The organism is Rhodococcus wratislaviensis (assembly GCF_900455735.1).
In the GTDB taxonomy this organism is placed as follows: Bacteria; Actinomycetota; Actinomycetes; order Mycobacteriales; family Mycobacteriaceae; genus Rhodococcus_F; species Rhodococcus_F wratislaviensis.
The window spans coordinates 124670-142991 of sequence record NZ_UAUI01000028.1 but is presented as its reverse complement, the minus strand read 5'-3'; the positions used below and the strand labels follow the sequence as shown (position 1 = coordinate 142991).

The following is an 18322-nucleotide window of genomic DNA, read 5'->3' as shown; positions in this document are numbered from 1 at the left end:
CCAGCAGAGCCATCCGTATATCAAGGAGATTCCGACATGACCTCCACACAAACCTCACTCGCTGAACTCCACATTCCCGACGCCCGCGATTACCCCATGTTCGTCGACGGGGCCTGGGTGGAAGCCCTGTCCGGTCAGTGGAGTGATGTGACCACCCCGATCCTGCGTAAGCATGTGATCGGCCGTGTCCCCGCCTCGGGCACCGAAGACGTCGATCGCGCGGTGCGTGCCGCGCAGAAGGCTCTCCCCCGGTGGCGCTCTCAGCACTTCACGGCACGAGGCCGGATCCTGAGCCAGATCGCCGACGCCATCGACGCGCGCGCCGAGGAACTGGCCCGCCTCACCGCCCTCGACACCGGAAACGCGCTGCGCACCCAGGCGCGCCCCGAGGTCGCCACACTGGCGAACCTGTTCCGGTACTTCGCCGGTGTCGCCGGCGAGATCAAGGGCACGGTCCTGCCCGCCGGCGACGATCAGCTCCAGTACTCCCGCCAGGAGCCGCTCGGCGTCATCGGCTGCATCCTGCCCTGGAACTCCCCGCTGATGATCGCCGGATTCAAGATCCCCGCCGCCCTCGTCGCGGGCAACACCGTCGTGGTCAAGGCTGCCGAGGCGGCCCCGCTGAGCGTGTTGCTGCTCGCCGAGATCTGCGCCGAACACCTGCCGGCCGGTGTACTCAACGTCCTCACCGGATCCGGCAGGGTCGCCGGCGAAGCCCTCGTCCAGCACCCCGACGTCGACAAGATCTCCTTCACCGGCTCCACCGAGGTGGGCCGGCATGTTGCCCGCGAGGCCGGTGGCCGTCTCGCACACGTCTCCCTCGAACTCGGCGGCAAGAACCCCTCGATCGTGTTCCCCGACGTGAACATCGACGACGACTTCATCAATCAACTGCTGCTGTCGACCCGGGTGCACCGCCAGGGCCAGAGCTGCACGGCTGGTTCCCGATTGTTCCTGCACCAGGACATCTACGACGAGGTCCTCGACCGGCTCGTCACCACCCTGGCCGGACTCGAGGTCGGGAACCCGCTCGCCGAATCCACGGACATGGGCGCCATCATCAACGAGACGCAGTTCGCCTCCGTCTGCGGGTTCCTCGACGACGGCCTGAGCTCGTCCAAGGTGTCGACGGTCCTCGACGGATCCCCCGCCACGATCCCGAACTCCGACGGCTACTACATGGGACCGACCGTGTTCTCCGGCGCCGACAACTCCTGGCGCCTGTCCCGGGAGGAAATCTTCGGACCCGCGCTCGTCGCGATCCCGTGGAACGACCACTCCGACGTCATCGAGATGGCCAACGACTCGCACTACGGTCTGGCCGCCTACGTGTGGACACACAACCTCGATCTGGCTCTGTCCACCGCCCACGCCCTCGAAACCGGGTGGGTGCAGGTCAACCAGGGCGGAGGTCAGATGGTCGGCCAGTCCTACGGCGGATACAAGCAGAGTGGCCTCGGCCGCGAAGTGTCACTCGAGGGCATGATCGCCGGCTTCACCCAGACCAAGCAGGTCAACGTGCGCCTGCGCACACTCTGAGAAGGGAGCGCCCCATGACTGTCGGACCACTGAACGACATCCTCGTGCTCGACCTCTCGCGGGCTTTGGCTGGACCCATCGCCGCGATGATGCTCGGCGACCTCGGAGCCCGCGTGATCAAGGTCGAAGCCCCGGGCACCGGCGACGACTCCCGCACGTGGGGGCCGCCGTTCGTCGGGCCGCAAGATGACCCGCAGTCGTCGTACTTCATGTCGGCGAACCGGAACAAGGAATCGATCGTGCTCGACCTCAAATCCGAGCACGGCAAGGATGCGCTGCGTCGGCTGATCCGGCGGGCCGACGTGCTGATCGAGAACCTGCGGCCGGGCGCGTTCGACCGGTTGGGCTTTCCCGCCGACGTGCTCGAGGAGCTCAACCCGCGTCTGATCACGTTGTCGATCACCGGCTTCGGGCATGACGGCCCGGAGGGGTCCCGCGCCGGCTACGACCAGATCGCCCAGGGCGAAGCCGGGCTGATGTCGGTCACCGGTGACCCCGCCGGGGAGCCGACGCGGATCGGAGTCCCGATCGCCGACGTCCTCGCCGGCGTGCATGGCACCGCCGGGGTGTCGGCGGCGCTGGCGTCGCGGGAGAAGACCGGCAAGGGCATGGTTGTGCGGACGTCCCTGTTGGCCGCCGCGATCAGCGCCCACACCTTCCAGGGCACCAAGTGGACGGTCGGCGACCAGGTCGCGCAGAGGTCCGGCAATCACCACCCACAGATCGCACCGTACGGAAGCTTCCGCTGCGGGGACGGATTCGTCCAGATCGCGGTGGGCAGCGAGGCGATCTGGGCAAAGTTCGCGCCGGTGGCAGGTCTGTCGGCACAGGATCCGCGGTTCGCCGTCAACCGGGACCGGGTCGCGGCCCGGGATGCGTTGATCGCCGCGATCGAGGCCGACTTCGCAGGCCGCACACGGGTCGATATCCTCGCCGAGCTCGAGGCCGCGGGTGTTCCCGCGGGGTCGATCCGCACGATCGACGAGGTCTACGAGTGGGAGCAGACCCGCAGCCAGGGACTACTGCTCGAGGTCGACCACCCCGTGGTGGGGCCGGTGCAGTTGCCGGGTCCCTCGCTGCGGATGGAAACGGCCGGCGGTGAGTCACTGGTGCGGTCCGCGCATGCTGCGCCGCCGGTGCTCGGACAACACACCGAACAGATCCTCGACTGGCTCGACACGGTCGACACCACCGATCCGCTCGACACCATGGTGCCCGCGCAGGTGTGAGTGCGGTGAGAGTCCGACTGGCACAACGGTCCGCGGCGTTGCAGGAGTCTGCGTCCTGCGACGCCGCCCCCAGTGCCGTCGGCAATTACACGGTGGGGACCAGTTCGGCTCGCCGACTGCGCGCCTCTTCCTGAATCGCCTGCCGGACGGCCTGGACCGCCGGATTGGTGAGGCTTTCGCGGCGCGCGGCCAGAGAGAAGGCGAGCCGGACGTCGACGGCATCGGGCAAGATCCTGCGCAGATCGGCGTGTTGGTCCGCCATGAACGCCGGTAACAGTCCGATGCCGCCGCCGGACCGTGTGGCAGCAACGTGGGCGAAGATGTTGGTGGACATGAACTTTGCCGCAACACCGGGGAGATGACGGCTCAGGTCGAGATCCCCGACCTGCAGCAGAGAATCGACGAAGAAAACCAGCGGGTGCGCTGTCAGCTCGTCCAGGTTGCCGGGTTCACCGTGGTCGCCGAAGTACTGTTCGCTGCCGTACAGCCCCAGCGAGTACTGGCACACGCGTTCGGAGACCAGTCGACTGGTGATCGGTGTGCCCACCGCAACGGCGAGGTCGAACCCTGATTGATAGAGATTGAGTTGCCTTGTATCCGTGATCAACTCGACGACAAGGTGCGGGTGACTCATCCGCAGCTTGGCCAGAGCGGGCGCGACGAACAACGACCCGAATCCGTCCGGAGCGGTGATCCGGATGGTTCCCCGCAGTGAACTCTCACCGATGCCGAGGACCACGTCGGCGGCTTCCTGAACCGCTTCCTCGATCAGTCGCGCCTTTTCGGCGATCGATCGGCCGACGTCGGTCAGCTCCCAGCTGTCGGCGCTGCGCTGTAGCAGACGGACACCCAGGGCCTTCTCGAGGGCGCGTATTCGCCGTGAGACGGTGGTGTGGTCGACGCCCAGGTCCAGGGCCGCGGATCTGCGGCGACCGGTTCGCGCCACGGCGAGCAGATACCGCAGGTCATCCGAGCGGATGTTGCGTGCGTCGGTCACGGCCGGCCTCCCGGCAAGTCCGCCGCCGCGATGCGCTGTCCGCCCGGTGCGGCGGTCAATGCACGTCGGGTTGCGGAGAGGAGATGGTGCAGATCGTCGTGAAGACGACTCATGATATTCGGGTCCACGAGGGCGAGGGCATCGAGGGCGCGGGTCGCCGAGACAGCCACCTCGCGGCCCCTGTCGGTGACCGAGACAAGGGTCGAGCGGCGATCGGAGCGATTGGTCGCCCGTACGGCCAACCCGGAACCTTCGAGTCCGTCGATCAACGTTCCGATGGTGGTGGGATGACGATCGAGAGCGCGGACGATCTGCACCATGGGCAGTGGGCCATTCGCGGCGACGATCATGGCCAAGACTTCATACCGGGCGAAGGACAGTCCGAGTGGACGAAGCGTTGCGTTGAGGTGATGGGTGATCAGCTTCTGCGTCTGCAGTACTGCGGCGAGCAGCGGCGCATAGGGCGCCGCCACAGAGTCGGCGACCGGCGCCGAGATGGGTGGTTGGGCAATGGCCACCGGAAGCCTCCTTGCTATCGGGAATCGAAATCGGCACTTGCGTGCGCGTTTCGGATCGTCGCCGTTGATGGCCGAGATCTTCGCCCCTGTTGAGGGCGCGTCCCGGCCCGATTGGTTTGGATTGGGTCACACCCACTGGCGAATTACCTGGATGTCCAACTATAGTACTTCCAACTTCCCCGATCTGAAAGGGTCGATTCATATGTTCACCTTGACCGATGACGAGCGGGCGATCAGCGACACTGCCCGCGACTTCGCGGCCGAGCATCTCGCGCCGCACGCCGTGGAATGGGATCAGACCAAGCATTTCCCCGTGGACGTCCTCCGCAAGGCGGCGTCGCTGGGGATGGGCGGGATCTACATCCGCGAGGACGTGGGTGGATCCGAGCTGACTCGCGTCGACGCCGCCCGCATCTTCGAGCAGCTCGCCAAGGGCTGCCCGTCGATCGCCGCCTACATCTCCATCCACAACATGGTCACGTGGATGATCGACAGGTTCGGCGACGACGAGCAGCGTCACGCGTGGGTGCCCGGGCTGTGCTCGATGGATCAGCTCGGCAGCTACTGCCTCACCGAGCCGGGCGCCGGTTCGGATGCGGCGGCGCTGAGCACCAGGGCGGTCCGCGACGGCGACGACTACGTGCTGAGCGGGGTCAAGCAGTTCATCTCCGGTGCCGGTACGTCCGATGTCTATGTCGTGATGGCCCGCACCGGGGAGAGCGGTCCGCGGGGGATCTCGGCGTTCATCGTCCCGAAGGGTTCGCCGGGTCTGTCGTTCGGGCCGAACGAGGTGAAGATGGGGTGGAACGCCCAGCCCACCCGTCAGGTGATCTTCGAGGACGTGCGGGTGCCGGCGGCGAACCTGCTCGGCTCCGAGGGTGGTGGCTTCCGGATCGCGATGGCCGGGCTGAACGGTGGCCGGCTCAACATCGCGGCGTGCTCGGTGGGCGGCGCGCAGACCGCGCTGGACAGGGCCGTCGCCTACCTGGCCGACCGCACGGCGTTCGGGTCGCCGCTGATCGAATCGCAGGCGCTGCAGTTCCAGCTCGCCGACATGCGCACCGAACTGGAAGCGGCACGCACGTTGCTGTGGCGGGCGGCGGCCGCGCTGGAGGAGGGCGCCCCGGATGTGGTGGAGTTGTGTGCGATGGCGAAGCGGTTCGCGACCGACACCGGTTTCGAGGTCGCCAACCGGGCGCTGCAACTGCACGGGGGTTACGGCTATCTTGCCGAGTACGGAATAGAGAAGATCGTCCGGGACCTGCGCGTGCACCAGATCCTCGAAGGCAGCAACGAGATCATGCGCCTGGTCATCGCCCGGAGTGTCGTCGGGGGAGCCCGGCAGGGAAAGCAAGGAGCGGCATGACTGACGCGGTATCCACCGAACCGGAAGTTCTGATCGACAAGAGCGGCGGTCTGGGCCGCATCGTGCTCAATCGGCCCAAGGCGATCAACGCCCTCAACCATGCGATGGTGCGGCAGATCGCGGCGGCCCTGGCGGTGTGGTCCGGCGACGACGCGGTGCGGGCGGTGGTGATCACCGGTGCCGGGGAGCGGGGCCTGTGCGCCGGCGGCGACATCGTGTCGATCTACCACGACGCCAAGGACGGCGGCACCGGGTCGCGGGAGTTCTGGCGCGAGGAGTACATCCTCAACGCGGCCATCGCGAACTACGGCAAGCCGTACGTGGCGATCATGGACGGCATCGTGATGGGCGGCGGGGTCGGGGTGTCGGCGCACGGCAGCGTGCGGATCGTCACCGAACGGTCGATGATCGGGATGCCCGAGACCGGGATCGGGTTCGTCCCCGACGTCGGGGGCACCTACCTGCTCGCCCGCACCCCGGGCGAGCTGGGCACCCACATCGCCCTGACGACGGCACGGCTGAGCGCCGGCGACGCGATCGCCTGCGGGTTCGCCGACCACTTCATCCCGTCGGAGAGGATCGGGCAGTTCCTCGAGACGCTGTCGACCACGACCGTTCAGGATGCGCTCGCACAGTTCACCGAACCGGCACCGGCCTCGGAGTTGCTGGCGCAGCAGGGCTGGATCGACGCCGCGTACTCGGCCGACCGTGTCACCGACATCGTCGCCCGCCTGCGCGGCAGCGGGATCCCCGAGGCGGAGAAGGCGGCCGAGCAGGTGCGTTCGAAGTCGCCGACCGCGTGCGCGGTCACCCTGAAATCGCTGCGCCGCGCCCGGCACGCCGGCAGCCTCGAAGAAGTCCTCGGCGACGAGTTCCGGGTGTCCGTCGCCTGCCTGAGCTCGCCCGACCTCGTCGAAGGCATTCGGGCGCAGGTCGTCGACAAGGACCGCAACCCGCAGTGGTCGCCCGCCACGATCGAGGAGGTCGACGACGCGCAGGTCGACGCATTCTTCGCACCACTCGGAGACCTCGAACTCGGCCTCACCCCACCCACCACAACCGGAGACAACCTGTGACCGACTACGACACCATCCTCCTCGACCGCAAAGGCCGAGTCGGAATCATCACCCTCAACCGCCCGAAAGCACTCAACGCGTTGAACACCCAGCTTCTACGCGAAATCGTCACCGCCGTCGAAGAACTCGACACCGACAGCAACATCGGCGCCATCCTCATCACCGGCTCCGACCGCGCCTTCGCCGCCGGCGCCGACATCAAAGAAATGCACACCAAGTCGTACATGGACGTCTACCTCGACGACTTCTTCTCCATCGGCGACCGCATCGCCGCCGCACGCACACCCATCATCGCCGCAGTCGCCGGATACGCCCTCGGCGGCGGCTGCGAGCTGGCAATGATGTGCGACATCCTCCTCGCCGCCGACACCGCCAAGTTCGGTCAGCCCGAGATCAAACTCGGCGTCATCCCCGGCATCGGCGGATCGCAACGACTGACCCGCGCCGTAGGCAAGGCGAAGGCCATGGAACTGTGCCTGACCGGCCGCACCATGGACGCCGAGGAGGCCGAACGCGCCGGCCTCCTGTCCCGCATCGTCCCTGCCGCCGACCTGTTCGACGAAGCACTCCAGACCGCCACCACCGTCGCCGAGATGTCACTGCCCATCGCGATGATGGCAAAGGAAGCCGTCAACCGGGCATTCGAGACCACCCTCACCGAAGGGATCCGCTTCGAACGGCGAGTCTTCCACTCCACCTTCGCCACCGAGGACCAGAAGGAAGGCATGGCCGCGTTCGTGGAGAAGCGCACGCCGCAGTTCACACACCGCTAGTTTCTGTCGGCACGAAGGCCCCGCACCAAGTCGTCGGTGCGGGGCCTTCGTGGTTGCGTGACGCGTTTCGGCGACGGTGGATCGGATTGGTTTCCGGCCTTCGTTGCCCTACGGCTTCGAAAAGAAGTGCTCGTATCGGTGTTCTTCGGACGGTCGCAATTTCGCCGCCTCTTCGCGAGCTCATCGGTGTGCTCGCCTTGTCCTTGATCGTCAGCGCGTTCCTGGCATCTCGGACGCACTCGTCATGTCGGCGGACCTGCGTCCTGCTGACGGCGTTGATGAAACCGCTCGCGCTGCTCATCGAGCAAGATCACACCCTGCCTCTGGACGCGGTGATGTTCACAGGCAATCAGCAGGCGCACCGACGCGGTCCGCCGCTTCAGGTCGGCTGCGCGCCTGGCCGCGTCCTCATCGTTGAGCAAGAACGCCGCGGCGCGGTCGCAGTCGATCAAGATCTGCTCGTAGGCAAGCCGTACCGGCTCCTGTTCGTCGAGCCGAGACACCGCCACGTCTTCGAACAGTTGCAGCGGAAGCCGCACCAGTCGATAGTTCGCGCGTAGAAGGGCCAAGGACAGGGAGCCAAGTGTCACGCGCGGAATCGTAAGCCCGGCGGAAGCACTCGCGAATAGAGTCTTAAGTCCCGTTGTTGATAGCCGCGCCTTCCACCGAGCGCTCATGCCGAGTAGGTCATCGTCACGATCCTGAGACTGCCTACCTCTCGGCACATGCCGCAGTAACCGATTCTACGTTCGCGTCGATGTCGGTCACCGCGAGTCACACCGGACCTTTCGGGATTATCCGAACATGGACAGTTGCCCAGTGGCGCTCTCGACTGGAATGCGGTAAGAACAAAGCCCTGCAACTAGATTGTGACCCAAATCACTCTTAATCGTTACCGGAGGAGACAGACAAACCTCACAGGCGGTCTCCGTCAATCGGACCCGATATCGCCACCGCCTGCATCTACCTTGCGAAAGGAGCGTGGAATGCATCCCTCGCTACCCATGAAGCAGCGGATACCGGGCGGTACAGAACGCTTCACCCAGCCAATCATCGGTGCCGGTGCCTCACTATCCGTAGCCATGCCCGCCTGGACTGTCACCAACTCACTGACCGCCACCGCCGCGATCGTCGCCGCGACATTCGCCGGCCTCATCGCGGCAGCCGTGATGCTCCGACCTTCTCCGTAGACGCGCGCCAACACCGAGTACACGCTGAGCACACGATCCGATCAGCGAACGACCTCGACGACCACCCGACCGCCGACCCGCTCCACAGCACCCGCATCGCGGCCATGCTCGCCAGCCCTACTATCGCCGACCACACCAAGTAACCACCCAGCGAACACAGGAGATTCGATGAGAACCAACGCCGCCCTACTCGTCACCGTCTCCCTCGTCCTGGGTAGCGTCGTCGCCGGACAGACGGCACTGAACCGACCAGGCAAGAGACGCCGCCCGCGCGGCGTGCCGTTCCATCTCAACGGCTGACGGCGACCGACAACAGCCAACGTCGACCGCACCCAGTCGGCATCCCAGGAATCGTAAAGGCTCGGTACAACTATGCCCTGGACTGTTGTGGTCATCGCCGTCACGTTGATCGTGGTGGTCGCCTCTCTCGGCGCAGCGCTCGCCGCGGATGCGATGTCGGATCGTCACGAACATGAACTCGAATCGTCAAGTGCCGGTGGACCAGGCACTGCCCCCGCGCCTCCCACCCAGATCCGCAATCCCCGCTGGCGCCGGACCGCTGTGCAGGCCTGGACAATCTGTGGTGCCGCCTCGGCAATTGCGATTGCGATAGTCGGATTGCTGACGACCGCTGGCTGAGGGCATGCCCTCATCGGGTGCCAGCACCGGCGCGCAACACCCGTTGTTCGCCGACACCGATGACCCCACCACCAGCCCCCGCGTGCCGAGCCAGGGCCCGCTGGAGGCCGGATGCCCGGCTGAACCCAGGAGACTGACGATCGCCGGGTGGGGAGTGCATGTGGTGTTCCTGTGAACCCGTCGGGGCCTCTGCCCCCTACTATCGGACGGTCTGCGGCGCAGCGGTTTTCGTGTGGGAGGCGGACTCGCGGCGAACGCCGCCGTAGGTTGCAGTTCGGATGCTGAACAAGGTGAGCAACCCGATGAGGCACGAGCCTGCGAGAAAGTATGCCGGTGACAATGAGCTGCCGGTCCGGTCGATCAGCCAGGTGGCGATATAGGCGGCAGTTCCACCGGTCGCGATCGTCGCCAGGTTGAAGCCGAGGGCGACGCCGCTGAGCCTGACGCGGGAGTTGAACAGCGACGGGAACAGTGGTGCCGTGGCGACCTGGATGAGCGGGGTGCCGAGCGCGAAGACGAAGAATGCCACGCCCGCGACGACCAGCCCGTGGCCACCCATCAGGGACATGGCTGGGTAGGCAAGGATGCCGGATCCGATCAGTCCGGCTGCCGCGACCGGGACGCTGCCGAATCTGTCGACGAGTAGACCGGCGACCGGCATCAGCAGCGCGATGAGCACGATGATGAGCGCGGTCGTCCAGGTGACCGCGGTCCGATCGAATCCGCCTTGGCGGACCAGGTGGATGCCGATGTAGGTGAGCACCATGTAGCCGGTGGCGTTCTGTGCCACGCCGAGTCCGAATACCTGCAGAACCTGCTTGGGGTGTGTGCGGATGAGTTCGGTGAACGGTGACTTCGCCAGGTCGTCCGTGGCCGCGGCGTTCTCGAACTGTGCAGTGTCCTCGATGCGGGTCCGGGTCCACAGGCAGAACAGCAGGAGTGGGACGCCGAGCAGGAACGGGATTCGCCAGCCCCAGCTGGTCATCTGCGGTTCGGTGGTGAGCGCTGAGACGGTCCCGACCGCGATTGCGGCGAGCGCGAAACCACCGTTGCTGCCGAGTGCGACGAACGAGGCGCCGAGGCCCTTGCGTTTTTCTCCGACGGTCTCGTAGACGTAGGTCAGTGCTCCGCCGAGTTCTCCGCCGGCGGAGAATCCCTGCACCAGACGTGCGAGGACGAGCAGGATCGGCGCGGCGATGCCTGCTGACGCATACGTCGGCAGGCATGCCATGAGGAGGCTGCCGACTCCCATCAGCAGCACGGACACCAGCAGAGCGCGCTTGCGTCCGTGCCGGTCCCCGAGGCGGCCGAAGAAGATGCCGCCGATGGGGCGCATGAGGTAGGCCGAGGCGAAGACGGCGAGGCTGGCGAGCAGTGCTGCGGTGGGGTCGTTGCCGGGGAAGAACAGTGGGCTGACGACCACGGCGAGGTAGGCGTAGACGGTGAGGTCGTAGTACTCGACGATGGTGCCGACCGCTGCGGCGAGGACGCCGCGGCGTCTGGTTTGCTCGAGGGTGCGCGATGTGGAATTCGTGTGGGTCGCCACGAACGTCTCATTTCTGTGCGGAATGCGTGGACCGAAGGTGCGCTTACCGCAGGTGGGAGTGGGTCACCTCATGCGAGCGCTTCCACACCATAACCGCGCATCCGCTAAATCTGTACATATTTCCGAAAATGAACGGAAGCAGACCGCTAGAGCTGCCAGTGCACGGGCTCGGAGATGATGTGTGCAAGGCGCTTGCGGTAGTACTTCGCGGTGTCGTGGACGAAGGCCTCCATCGCCTCTCCCGCGGCGGACGCATTTCGGGAGCGCATGGCATTGAGTACCAGTTGCTGCGCTTCGACGGCGGCGGTGCGGGTGATCTCAGGATGCCGTGAGGGTTCCGCGTCCCGCACCAGCAGCAGCAGCGTTTCCATGAGGATGCGCAGCACCGGGTTTCCGGATGCGGTGTAGATGGTGGTGTGGAACAGCGCGTTCTTCTCGATGAAGTTGTCGTAGTCGTCGGGCTGTGTCCGCATGCTGTCGAGCGCTGCCTGCAATTCGTCCAGCTGACCGTCCGTAATTCGAGGTGTGGCCTGTTGCGCGACCACCGGTTCCAGGGTCAGCCGAGTGTCGATGACGTCGCTGAGATTTGCGCCCTCGAGCTGCAGGAACAGTTTCATGGTGTTGCCCAGTGATTCGAATTGCGGTCGGCACGCGACGGGGCCGCCGCCGACGCCGGCCCGAATGGTGACCAGGCCCCGGCTCTCGAGCAGTCGGAGGGCTTCGCGCACAGTCGTGCGCGCAACGCCGTACTCGGCGACCATCTCCTTCTCGGTCGGCAACCGGTCACCGGCCTCGATGCCGCCTCCGAGGATCTCGTCCGCTATCTGATTCGCGATGCGTTCGGACATTTTCGGGGCCCTGCCCGGTGCGCGATGGGCGTCGTCCGGCGTCAGTGCGTTCCCGGTGCGCTCGTCGACAGTTCGATGTGTAGCCGCCATGCGTACAAACCCTACCCAGCTCCGAGACGGTATCGCTAAACTCTGTACATATTTAGGGAAAGTGGCTAGCGTGGGCTCCAGTCAACACGTGGCACCAGTCAACATCCGAACGTGACGCTCTCCCGGAGGTACAGATGTGGCCGACGCGCCCACCGACGCCCGACCTTGCCCATTCCTACCGCGAGTCAGGGCACTGGCGTGATCAGCCGATAGGGCACTACTTGACACGCGCCGCCTCGCTGTTCCCGGACGCAGTGGCCGTGATCGACGGCGACACACGGTTGACCTTCGCCGACGTCGACCGCGACGCGACCACGCTCGCTGCGGCGCTGCATTCGGCCGGGATCGGCGCCGACGACGTGGTCTCGTTCCAGCTCCCCAACCGGGCCGAAGCGGTCATCGTCTACCAGGCGATCATGAAGCTCGGCGCCGTCGCCAACCCCATAGTCCCGATCTACCGAGGGCGCGAGCTGCGGTTCATCCTCGGGCAGGCGCGGACGTCGGCCGTCTTCATTCCCGCGACCTACCGGGGATTCGACTACGCCGCGATGTATGACCAGCTGCTCGACGACTTGCCGCACCTGAAGAAGATCGTCATCCTCGGCGACCGTGGCGAGCGCGGCACCGACGAGCGGATGACCACCTGGACGGAGCTGCTCGACAGTGCCCCGGCCGGGGCCGCGAAGGTGGTTGCCGCACTGCCACACCCAGATCCAGATCAGGTCTGCCTGCTCTTGTACACCTCTGGGACGACCGCGGATCCGAAGGGCGCGCTGCACAGCCACAACACCCTGGTATTCGAGAACCTCTCGATGATCGAGTTGTTCGGCCTCAACGAGAACGACGTCATCTTCAACCCGTCGCCGGTCACGCACGTGACCGGCGTGAATTGTGCCTTGACCCTGCCTTTCCTGCTCGGGGCGCCCGTCGTGCTGCACGATCAGTGGGATCCAGTCGCCGCGCTCGACAAGATTTCCCGCGACGCCGCCAGCTTCATGATCTTCTCCACACCGTTCCTGCAGGGGCTGCTCGACGCCGCGATCGCGGAGGGTCGCCCCACTCCGTCGATCAGGTACATCGTGTGCGGCGGCGCTGACATGCCGGACGACCTGACCCGTCGGGCCACCGAGCGACTCGGCACCGTCGTCCGAATGTACGGCGCCACCGAGGGACCGTCCGTCACAGCAGGCAATCGCTGGGACACAGCACAATTACGCACCCGAACCGACGGTCGAGTCCTCACGCCCACCGAGGTGATCATCGTCGACCCCTCCGAGCGCCCCGTCGAGCCCGGCTCCGTCGGCGAAGTACTGTGGCGCGGCCCCGACACCTTCCTCGGGTACCTCGACCCCTCGCTCAACGCCGCGGCGTTCACCGAGGACGGCTTCTTCCGGTCCGGTGACCTCGCACGGTTCGACGACACCGGCGCAATCCACATCGAGGGCCGAATCAAGGACATCATCAACCGCTCCGGCGAGAAGATCAGCACTCACGAGGTGGAAAACCTGCTCAGTGAGCACCCCGCCGTCAGCGAGGTCGCCGTCGTCGCCGGGCCGGACGCGACGACCGGTGAACGGGGTTGCGCCTTCGTCGTCACCCACCACGCACAGGACCTCACCCTCGAAGACGTCCACGAGTTCCTGACCGGACGCGAGGTCGCCAAACAGAAAATCCCCGAGAGCGTCTTCGTGGTGGACGTACTACCCAAGACCGCGAGCGGCAAGATCCAGAAGTTCGCGCTCCGCGACTGGACCCGTAACCGCACCGACCTCCCGCCGCAGATGGTCGGCGTCAGCCTCCATGCGGCGCATGAGAAGTGAGGACGACATGACCGAGCACATTCTCATCTCCCAACCCGAACCAGGGATCGCGCTGGTCGAACTCGCCCGCGGCAAGGTCAATGCAATCGACCACCGAATGTACGGCGAACTTGCCGAGGCCTTCGACCGGCTATCCGACGATCCGACAGTCAACGTCGCCGTGCTCACTGGACGCGGTCACGTGTTCTGCGCGGGCAACGACCTCAACGACTTCCGCACCATGGACACGACGAGCGGTGAATTGCAGATGCGCAACGTCCGCCGCGCGATGTTCAACCTCATCGATTGCTCGATCCCCGTCATTGCCGCCGTCAACGGTCCGGCCCTAGGCAGCGGATTTGGTCTGACCGCATCCTGCGACCTCGTGGTGGCGTCGGCGAAGGCAACGTTCGGACTGCCGGAAATGAACGTCGGGGTACTCGGCGGTGGCCGATTCACCGCCCGCATGCTGCCGCAGCAGGCAATGCGCCGGCTGTTCTTCACCGCAGAAGCCGTCGACGCACACACCCTCGAGCGGTGGGGCGCGCCGATCGAGGTGGTCCCCCACGACGTACTCATGACCACGGCGCTCACCCGCGCACGGTCCATCGCCTCGAAGAGCCGCTACGCACTGACCCTGGCGAAGCAATCGTTGAACGGCTGCGAGGGTATGGATCTCAAGCGCGGCTACGAGCTCGAACAGACCTTCACCGTCCGGCTGTCCGAGCATCCGGACTCCAAGACTGCAGTCGGGGCACGAATGGCCGCACTAACGAACGGCAAGAACATATGAGTACGGCAACGAGCGAACTGGCAACACCGGAAGACCTGGACGCGTTCGAGGAACGCGCCACCGCGTGGCTGTCACAGCGGCTGGACCGGCATCCCCCGGCCACCGAAACCGACCTGCCAGGAAACGACGCGGAGCCGTCCTACGCCATCTTCCACAACCGCACAGAGGCCGAAGAGCGCGAACTACTCGTCCGCGGCAAGGCCTGGCAATCCGCACGCGTCGACGCCGGATTCGGCGCGATCACCTGGGGCCCCGAATGGGGCGGACCGGGCCTGACCGCCTCCCACGAACGGATCTACGTCGAGCTCGAACGTCAGTTCCGTGCCCCGGAGCGGCACGAGACCATCCTGGTGACCGTGGAGCTGATCGCACCGACCATCCACCTGCTCGGCACCGAGGAACACAAACAACGATTCGTGCAACCGTTCCTGCGTGCCGACGAACTGTGCTGCCAGCTCTTCTCCGAACCCGGCGCCGGATCCGACCTGGCCGCGCTCGCGACCCGCGCAGTTCGCACCGACACCGGCTGGAAGATCACCGGTCAGAAGGTGTGGAGTTCCGGCGCACAATTCTCCGAGTGGGGACTACTCATCGCGCGCAGCGACCCCGCCGCACCCAAGCACCGCGGAATGACAGCGTTCCTGGTGCCGATGGACGCCCCAGGAATCGAAACCCGGCCAATCCGCCAGATGTCCGGCGGTTCCACGTTCAACGAGGTATTCCTCACCGCCGTCGAACTGCCTGACTCGCTGCGTCTCGGCGAGATCGGCGACGGTTGGAACGTCGCATTGACCACCCTCGGTTTCGAACGCAGCTCCAGCGGCGGAATCGTCTCCGCCGGCGGAAGCGCAGCCGATCTGATCCGCCTGGCCAAGCAACTTGGTATCACCGACGACCCCCACGTGCGTCAGACACTTGCCCGAGTCGTCGTCTACGAGCGAGCCACCGCAATGTTCAACGCCCGCTATGCCGAACGTGAACTCGCCGGCCATGTTCCTGGAGTCGAGGGCTCGATCGCCAAGCTCGTGTGGACGCAGAATCTCAAGCGCATCGGCGACGCCGCGGCCCGATTCCTCGGACCCCGCATCCTCGCCGACACGGGCATTCCGAACACCTATGCCTGGACCGAGCATCTCCTGGGCGCCCCGGGCTACCGCATCGCCGGCGGCTCCGACGAGATCCAGCGAAACATCATCGGCGAACGCGGCCTCGGGCTGCCCAGAGAACCGCGCTAGGAGCAAACATGGCCCTCGAATTGACCCACGAACAAGAACAACTTCGCGACAGCGTCCGCGCCTTCCTTACGAAGAACGCCGACACCGAACAAGCACTGTGGGAAGGGCTCACCGGCCTGGGATTGACCGAGATCCCCTTCCCCGAACGCTTCGGCGGAGCCGGTTGCACCCTCAAAGACACCTCCGTCGTGATGCACGAACTCGGCCGCACCATCTCCAACGCCCCCTTCTTCTCGTCCGTGTGTCTTGCCGGGCTCACCCTCTCGGAATGCTCCTCCGACACGGGCCGCGCCACGCATCTGCCCGCAATCGCAACAGGCGAACGCATTGCCACGCTGGTCGCCGGGTACCCCTACTCGGACACCCCGATTACCGCCAACGTAACCGGTAACAGCCAGTTGATTCTGCGGGGCACACGAGAATTCGTGGTAGACGGCGCCAATGCAGACCTCCTCGTCGTTGTCGCACGCGGAGAGAAGGGCCTCGAGCTAGCAGTCATCGACGGCACTACACCCGGCGTCGTGCGTACCCCCCTAGAGTCCCTTGACACCACCCGCCCACTGACCCGGATCGAGTTCTTCGACGCCCACGCGCAGGCGGTCGGCAACCCGAACCTGGCTGCGACGCTGCCACGCGCGCAGGCGTCAGCCCTCGTGGCGCTTGCGTCCGAACAGGTCGGCGCCGCCGAGGCGTGCCTGGAAATGTCGGTCGAGTACGCCAAGAACCGGGAGCAGTTCGGCCGACCGATAGGTTCGTTCCAATCGATCAAGCACCGCCTCACCGACATTCTGGTGGCACTCGAGCTGGCGCACGCCGCAGTGCTGGACGCGGCGAACGCTGACGACCGGCCAACGGACGAACTGGCCACTGCAGCGAGCATCGCTCATGTACTGGCGTCCGAGGCCTTCACCTTCGCCGCCGAAGAGTCCATCCAAATCCACGGCGGCATCGGATTCACCTGGGAACACCCCCTACACAGGTACTTTCGGCGCGCCAAGAGTGACTCACTGCTATTCGGCAGTACAGAGACGCACCACGAGGTCATTGCAGCTTCGGTGATATAGGGGTTCGGAGCGGACGGCCGCCCGCAGCCGGAATCGCCTGCCGGAATGATCGCAGCTGATCACCATCAGTTGCCGGTTGACACACGGACGTGCCCGGACGAGCGAGTTCGGATGGAGCGGCCCACTGTCCGCTTTCAGTCTGGTGAGAATGTCGTCTGCAGGGTGCGATCGACGGGCACGACACTTTCCGAGTCCAAGTTGCGCTTCACCGACCGACCTTCAACGAGAAGCGCGTTAACGCGTGGTTCGCAACGTCAGTTTCGGGTCCTCGCGGACGTCCATTTGCGATGGGCGTCGGCGCAACGCAGGTCCGCCTCGGCCCTCGCCGCGACCGCGGTCCTTGCAGTGGGGATGCCCCCGAACCGCGGCAGTGTAAGACGTTCAGCTGACAGGGCGGGCCGGGTCGGATACAACTGAGGGGCATCGACAGTGACGTGGGTGGATCACCCCCGCGATGGAGACCGGCCGGCACCACACGTCCGGTGACCGATGCATGCAGCGAAGGAGCAAACGTTCGTGCTCGAGAACGAAATCCACCCCACAGTCCGCATCCCATCACCGCCCGCCGATCCGCCGCCGCTCCGACAAGCGACTCACCCGGACCGATCACCGACTCTGGCCGCCGTCCGGTGCGGGGCTGTGCGGCGACCCCTGGCCGACGCCGATCCGGATCGAAAATCCGGGGGCGAGGACCCGAGCAAATCCTTGTCGCTAGCCGACGATCCGATCGTCTGGCCCGACCCCAGCCCGCTCGCCGACTGGTGGGACCGAGTGCTCGGCCGGCCCTCGACCACCTGAGGACCCACGGACCTGCTCGCCGGTGTGGAAACCGTGCAACCCAGTGTCGTCGGGGCTGCTGCGAATTCCTCCGCGGACCGATGTCGAGAATCCGCGGCCGGCGCCGTCCCTGATGTGAACACGGCCATAAGGGGCCGCGTTACGACGGAAGGTGAACACGCATGAAGCGGCACGAGATCGACGACGAACTCACCAGCACCGGCGCGCAGCAGCTGCTCACGTCCAGCTCGGTGGCCCGCCTGGCGTACCTCGCAACGGACGCAACCCCGCGGGTGATCCCGATCGGTTTCTACTGGACGGGCGACCAGGTCGTGGTCTCCACCGCCGCGACCGCACCCAAGGTCGCGGCGCTGTCAGCCCACCCGGACGTCGCCCTGACAATCGACAGCGGCGACACGCCCGGCGACGCACGATCCCTGTCGATTCGCGGACGGGCGAGTGTCCAGATCGTCGACGGGGTGACCGAGGAATACCTCGCCAGCGCCAGAAAGGCCATGGACGCCGAGGCGGCGGCCCAGTTCGAGCAGAACTGCCGCGAGCTGTACGACCAGATGGCGCGTATCGCGATCACGCCGCACTGGGTGCGCTACTTCGACTTCGGCGCCGGCCGACTTCCGCACTTCCTGCAGCAACTGGTCGAGCGGACCGGGTGACTGTCTCGGGCATCTAGGATCGGTCGATTGCGCGCTGGGACAACGCCGGCGAACACCCAACGAAAGGTCGCGAGAGGTTCACGGGGACCGTCATGCACCAGGGGCGTGCCCTGGTCTTCCAGCCGCGAAAGCAACCTGTCGTCCCGCACGATCTTTCGAACCCTTAGGT

Annotated in this window: 16 protein-coding genes; 11 read left to right on the top strand and 5 right to left on the bottom strand. The window is 65.8% G+C overall.

Features of this window, described 5'->3' with window-relative positions:
* Positions 1 to 36: 36 nt before the first annotated feature.
* Together DTA22_RS34150 and DTA22_RS34145 are read left to right on the top strand one after the other, a co-directional pair.
* Positions 37 to 1539 carry an aldehyde dehydrogenase family protein gene (locus DTA22_RS34150; protein WP_112302351.1) on the top strand — a complete coding sequence of 501 codons (1503 nt, stop codon included), beginning with the start codon at positions 37 to 39 and terminating at the stop codon, positions 1537 to 1539.
* Positions 1540 to 1553: 14 nt separating this feature from the next.
* Entirely contained in the window at positions 1554 to 2768 is a 1215-nt protein-coding gene (locus tag DTA22_RS34145; protein ID WP_037239305.1) for a CaiB/BaiF CoA transferase family protein, read from the top strand.
* Between the two features lie 85 nt (positions 2769 to 2853).
* Here DTA22_RS34145 and DTA22_RS34140 read toward each other — a convergent pair whose 3' ends face one another.
* Positions 2854 to 3765, bottom strand: a complete 912-nt coding sequence (locus DTA22_RS34140; RefSeq protein WP_037239308.1) for a LysR family transcriptional regulator — start codon at positions 3763 to 3765, stop codon at positions 2854 to 2856.
* Positions 3762 to 4283 (bottom strand): MarR family transcriptional regulator, encoded by a 522-nt coding sequence (locus DTA22_RS34135; protein ID WP_037239311.1) that lies wholly within the window; start codon positions 4281 to 4283, stop codon positions 3762 to 3764. Before DTA22_RS34135 ends, DTA22_RS34140 begins: the two co-directional genes overlap by 4 nt.
* Positions 4284 to 4485: 202 nt before the next feature.
* Here DTA22_RS34135 and DTA22_RS34130 point away from each other — a divergent pair, with 202 nt between their 5' ends.
* The 3 genes from DTA22_RS34130 to DTA22_RS34120 are packed head-to-tail and all read left to right on the top strand — an operon-like array spanning position 4486 to position 7498.
* Positions 4486 to 5649 carry an isobutyryl-CoA dehydrogenase gene (locus DTA22_RS34130; RefSeq protein ID WP_112302350.1) on the top strand — a complete coding sequence of 388 codons (1164 nt, stop codon included), beginning with the start codon at positions 4486 to 4488 and terminating at the stop codon, positions 5647 to 5649.
* The gene (locus tag DTA22_RS34125) at positions 5646 to 6725 is read left to right on the top strand and encodes an enoyl-CoA hydratase/isomerase family protein (RefSeq protein WP_112302349.1); all 1080 of its coding nucleotides are present in this window, start codon (positions 5646 to 5648) and stop codon (positions 6723 to 6725) included. The genes DTA22_RS34130 and DTA22_RS34125 overlap by 4 nt, the downstream gene beginning before the upstream one ends.
* On the top strand, positions 6722 to 7498 hold the full coding sequence (locus DTA22_RS34120) for an enoyl-CoA hydratase (RefSeq protein WP_037227569.1): 777 nt from the start codon (positions 6722 to 6724) through the stop codon (positions 7496 to 7498). Before DTA22_RS34125 ends, DTA22_RS34120 begins: the two co-directional genes overlap by 4 nt.
* A 242-nt stretch (positions 7499 to 7740) precedes the next feature.
* Here DTA22_RS34120 and DTA22_RS34115 read toward each other — a convergent pair whose 3' ends face one another.
* The gene (locus tag DTA22_RS34115) at positions 7741 to 8088 is read right to left on the bottom strand and encodes a hypothetical protein (protein WP_081792214.1); all 348 of its coding nucleotides are present in this window, start codon (positions 8086 to 8088) and stop codon (positions 7741 to 7743) included.
* A 768-nt stretch (positions 8089 to 8856) separates the two neighbouring features.
* On the opposite strand from DTA22_RS34115, the gene DTA22_RS36965 reads away from it, so the two are divergent.
* Positions 8857 to 8988, top strand: a complete 132-nt coding sequence (locus DTA22_RS36965; protein WP_255309568.1) for a hypothetical protein — start codon at positions 8857 to 8859, stop codon at positions 8986 to 8988.
* Positions 8989 to 9526: 538 nt separating this feature from the next.
* Here DTA22_RS36965 and DTA22_RS34100 read toward each other — a convergent pair.
* Together DTA22_RS34100 and DTA22_RS34095 are read right to left on the bottom strand one after the other, a co-directional pair.
* The gene (locus tag DTA22_RS34100; protein ID WP_112302348.1) at positions 9527 to 10873 is read right to left on the bottom strand and encodes an MFS transporter; all 1347 of its coding nucleotides are present in this window, start codon (positions 10871 to 10873) and stop codon (positions 9527 to 9529) included.
* Between the two features lie 146 nt (positions 10874 to 11019).
* Positions 11020 to 11811 carry a FadR/GntR family transcriptional regulator gene (locus DTA22_RS34095; protein WP_052032899.1) on the bottom strand — a complete coding sequence of 264 codons (792 nt, stop codon included), beginning with the start codon at positions 11809 to 11811 and terminating at the stop codon, positions 11020 to 11022.
* 221 nt (positions 11812 to 12032) lie between these two features.
* Here DTA22_RS34095 and DTA22_RS34090 point away from each other — a divergent pair, with 221 nt between their 5' ends.
* The 5 genes from DTA22_RS34090 (at position 12033) to DTA22_RS34065 (ending at position 18153) form a co-directional block, all read left to right on the top strand.
* Positions 12033 to 13631 (top strand): AMP-binding protein, encoded by a 1599-nt coding sequence (locus DTA22_RS34090; protein ID WP_112302347.1) that lies wholly within the window; start codon positions 12033 to 12035, stop codon positions 13629 to 13631.
* A 7-nt stretch (positions 13632 to 13638) separates the two neighbouring features.
* A complete protein-coding gene (locus DTA22_RS34085) occupies positions 13639 to 14403 on the top strand; it encodes an enoyl-CoA hydratase-related protein (protein WP_112302420.1) in 765 nt (254 codons plus the stop codon).
* A complete protein-coding gene (locus DTA22_RS34080; protein WP_112302346.1) occupies positions 14400 to 15638 on the top strand; it encodes an acyl-CoA dehydrogenase family protein in 1239 nt (412 codons plus the stop codon). The genes DTA22_RS34085 and DTA22_RS34080 overlap by 4 nt, the downstream gene beginning before the upstream one ends.
* Positions 15639 to 15646: 8 nt before the next feature.
* Positions 15647 to 16702 carry an acyl-CoA dehydrogenase family protein gene (locus DTA22_RS34075; protein WP_112302345.1) on the top strand — a complete coding sequence of 352 codons (1056 nt, stop codon included), beginning with the start codon at positions 15647 to 15649 and terminating at the stop codon, positions 16700 to 16702.
* Positions 16703 to 17661: 959 nt separating this feature from the next.
* Entirely contained in the window at positions 17662 to 18153 is a 492-nt protein-coding gene (locus DTA22_RS34065; RefSeq protein WP_112302343.1) for a pyridoxamine 5'-phosphate oxidase family protein, read from the top strand.
* Positions 18154 to 18322 lie beyond the last annotated feature (169 nt).

What these genes read in the sequence shown, in the direction of transcription:
- DTA22_RS34150 (WP_112302351.1), top strand. Translation starts at nt 37, where the DNA reads ATGACCTCCACACAAACCTCACTCGCTGAACTCCACATTCCCGACGCC.
- DTA22_RS34145 (WP_037239305.1), top strand. Translation starts at nt 1,554, where the DNA reads ATGACTGTCGGACCACTGAACGACATCCTCGTGCTCGACCTCTCGCGG.
- DTA22_RS34130 (WP_112302350.1), top strand. Translation starts at nt 4,486, where the DNA reads ATGTTCACCTTGACCGATGACGAGCGGGCGATCAGCGACACTGCCCGC.
- DTA22_RS34125 (WP_112302349.1), top strand. Translation starts at nt 5,646, where the DNA reads ATGACTGACGCGGTATCCACCGAACCGGAAGTTCTGATCGACAAGAGC.
- DTA22_RS36965 (WP_255309568.1), top strand. Translation starts at nt 8,857, where the DNA reads ATGAGAACCAACGCCGCCCTACTCGTCACCGTCTCCCTCGTCCTGGGT.
- DTA22_RS34095 (WP_052032899.1), bottom strand. Translation starts at nt 11,811, where the DNA reads ATGGCGGCTACACATCGAACTGTCGACGAGCGCACCGGGAACGCACTG.
- DTA22_RS34085 (WP_112302420.1), top strand. Translation starts at nt 13,639, where the DNA reads ATGACCGAGCACATTCTCATCTCCCAACCCGAACCAGGGATCGCGCTG.
- DTA22_RS34080 (WP_112302346.1), top strand. Translation starts at nt 14,400, where the DNA reads ATGAGTACGGCAACGAGCGAACTGGCAACACCGGAAGACCTGGACGCG.
- DTA22_RS34075 (WP_112302345.1), top strand. Translation starts at nt 15,647, where the DNA reads ATGGCCCTCGAATTGACCCACGAACAAGAACAACTTCGCGACAGCGTC.
- DTA22_RS34065 (WP_112302343.1), top strand. Translation starts at nt 17,662, where the DNA reads ATGAAGCGGCACGAGATCGACGACGAACTCACCAGCACCGGCGCGCAG.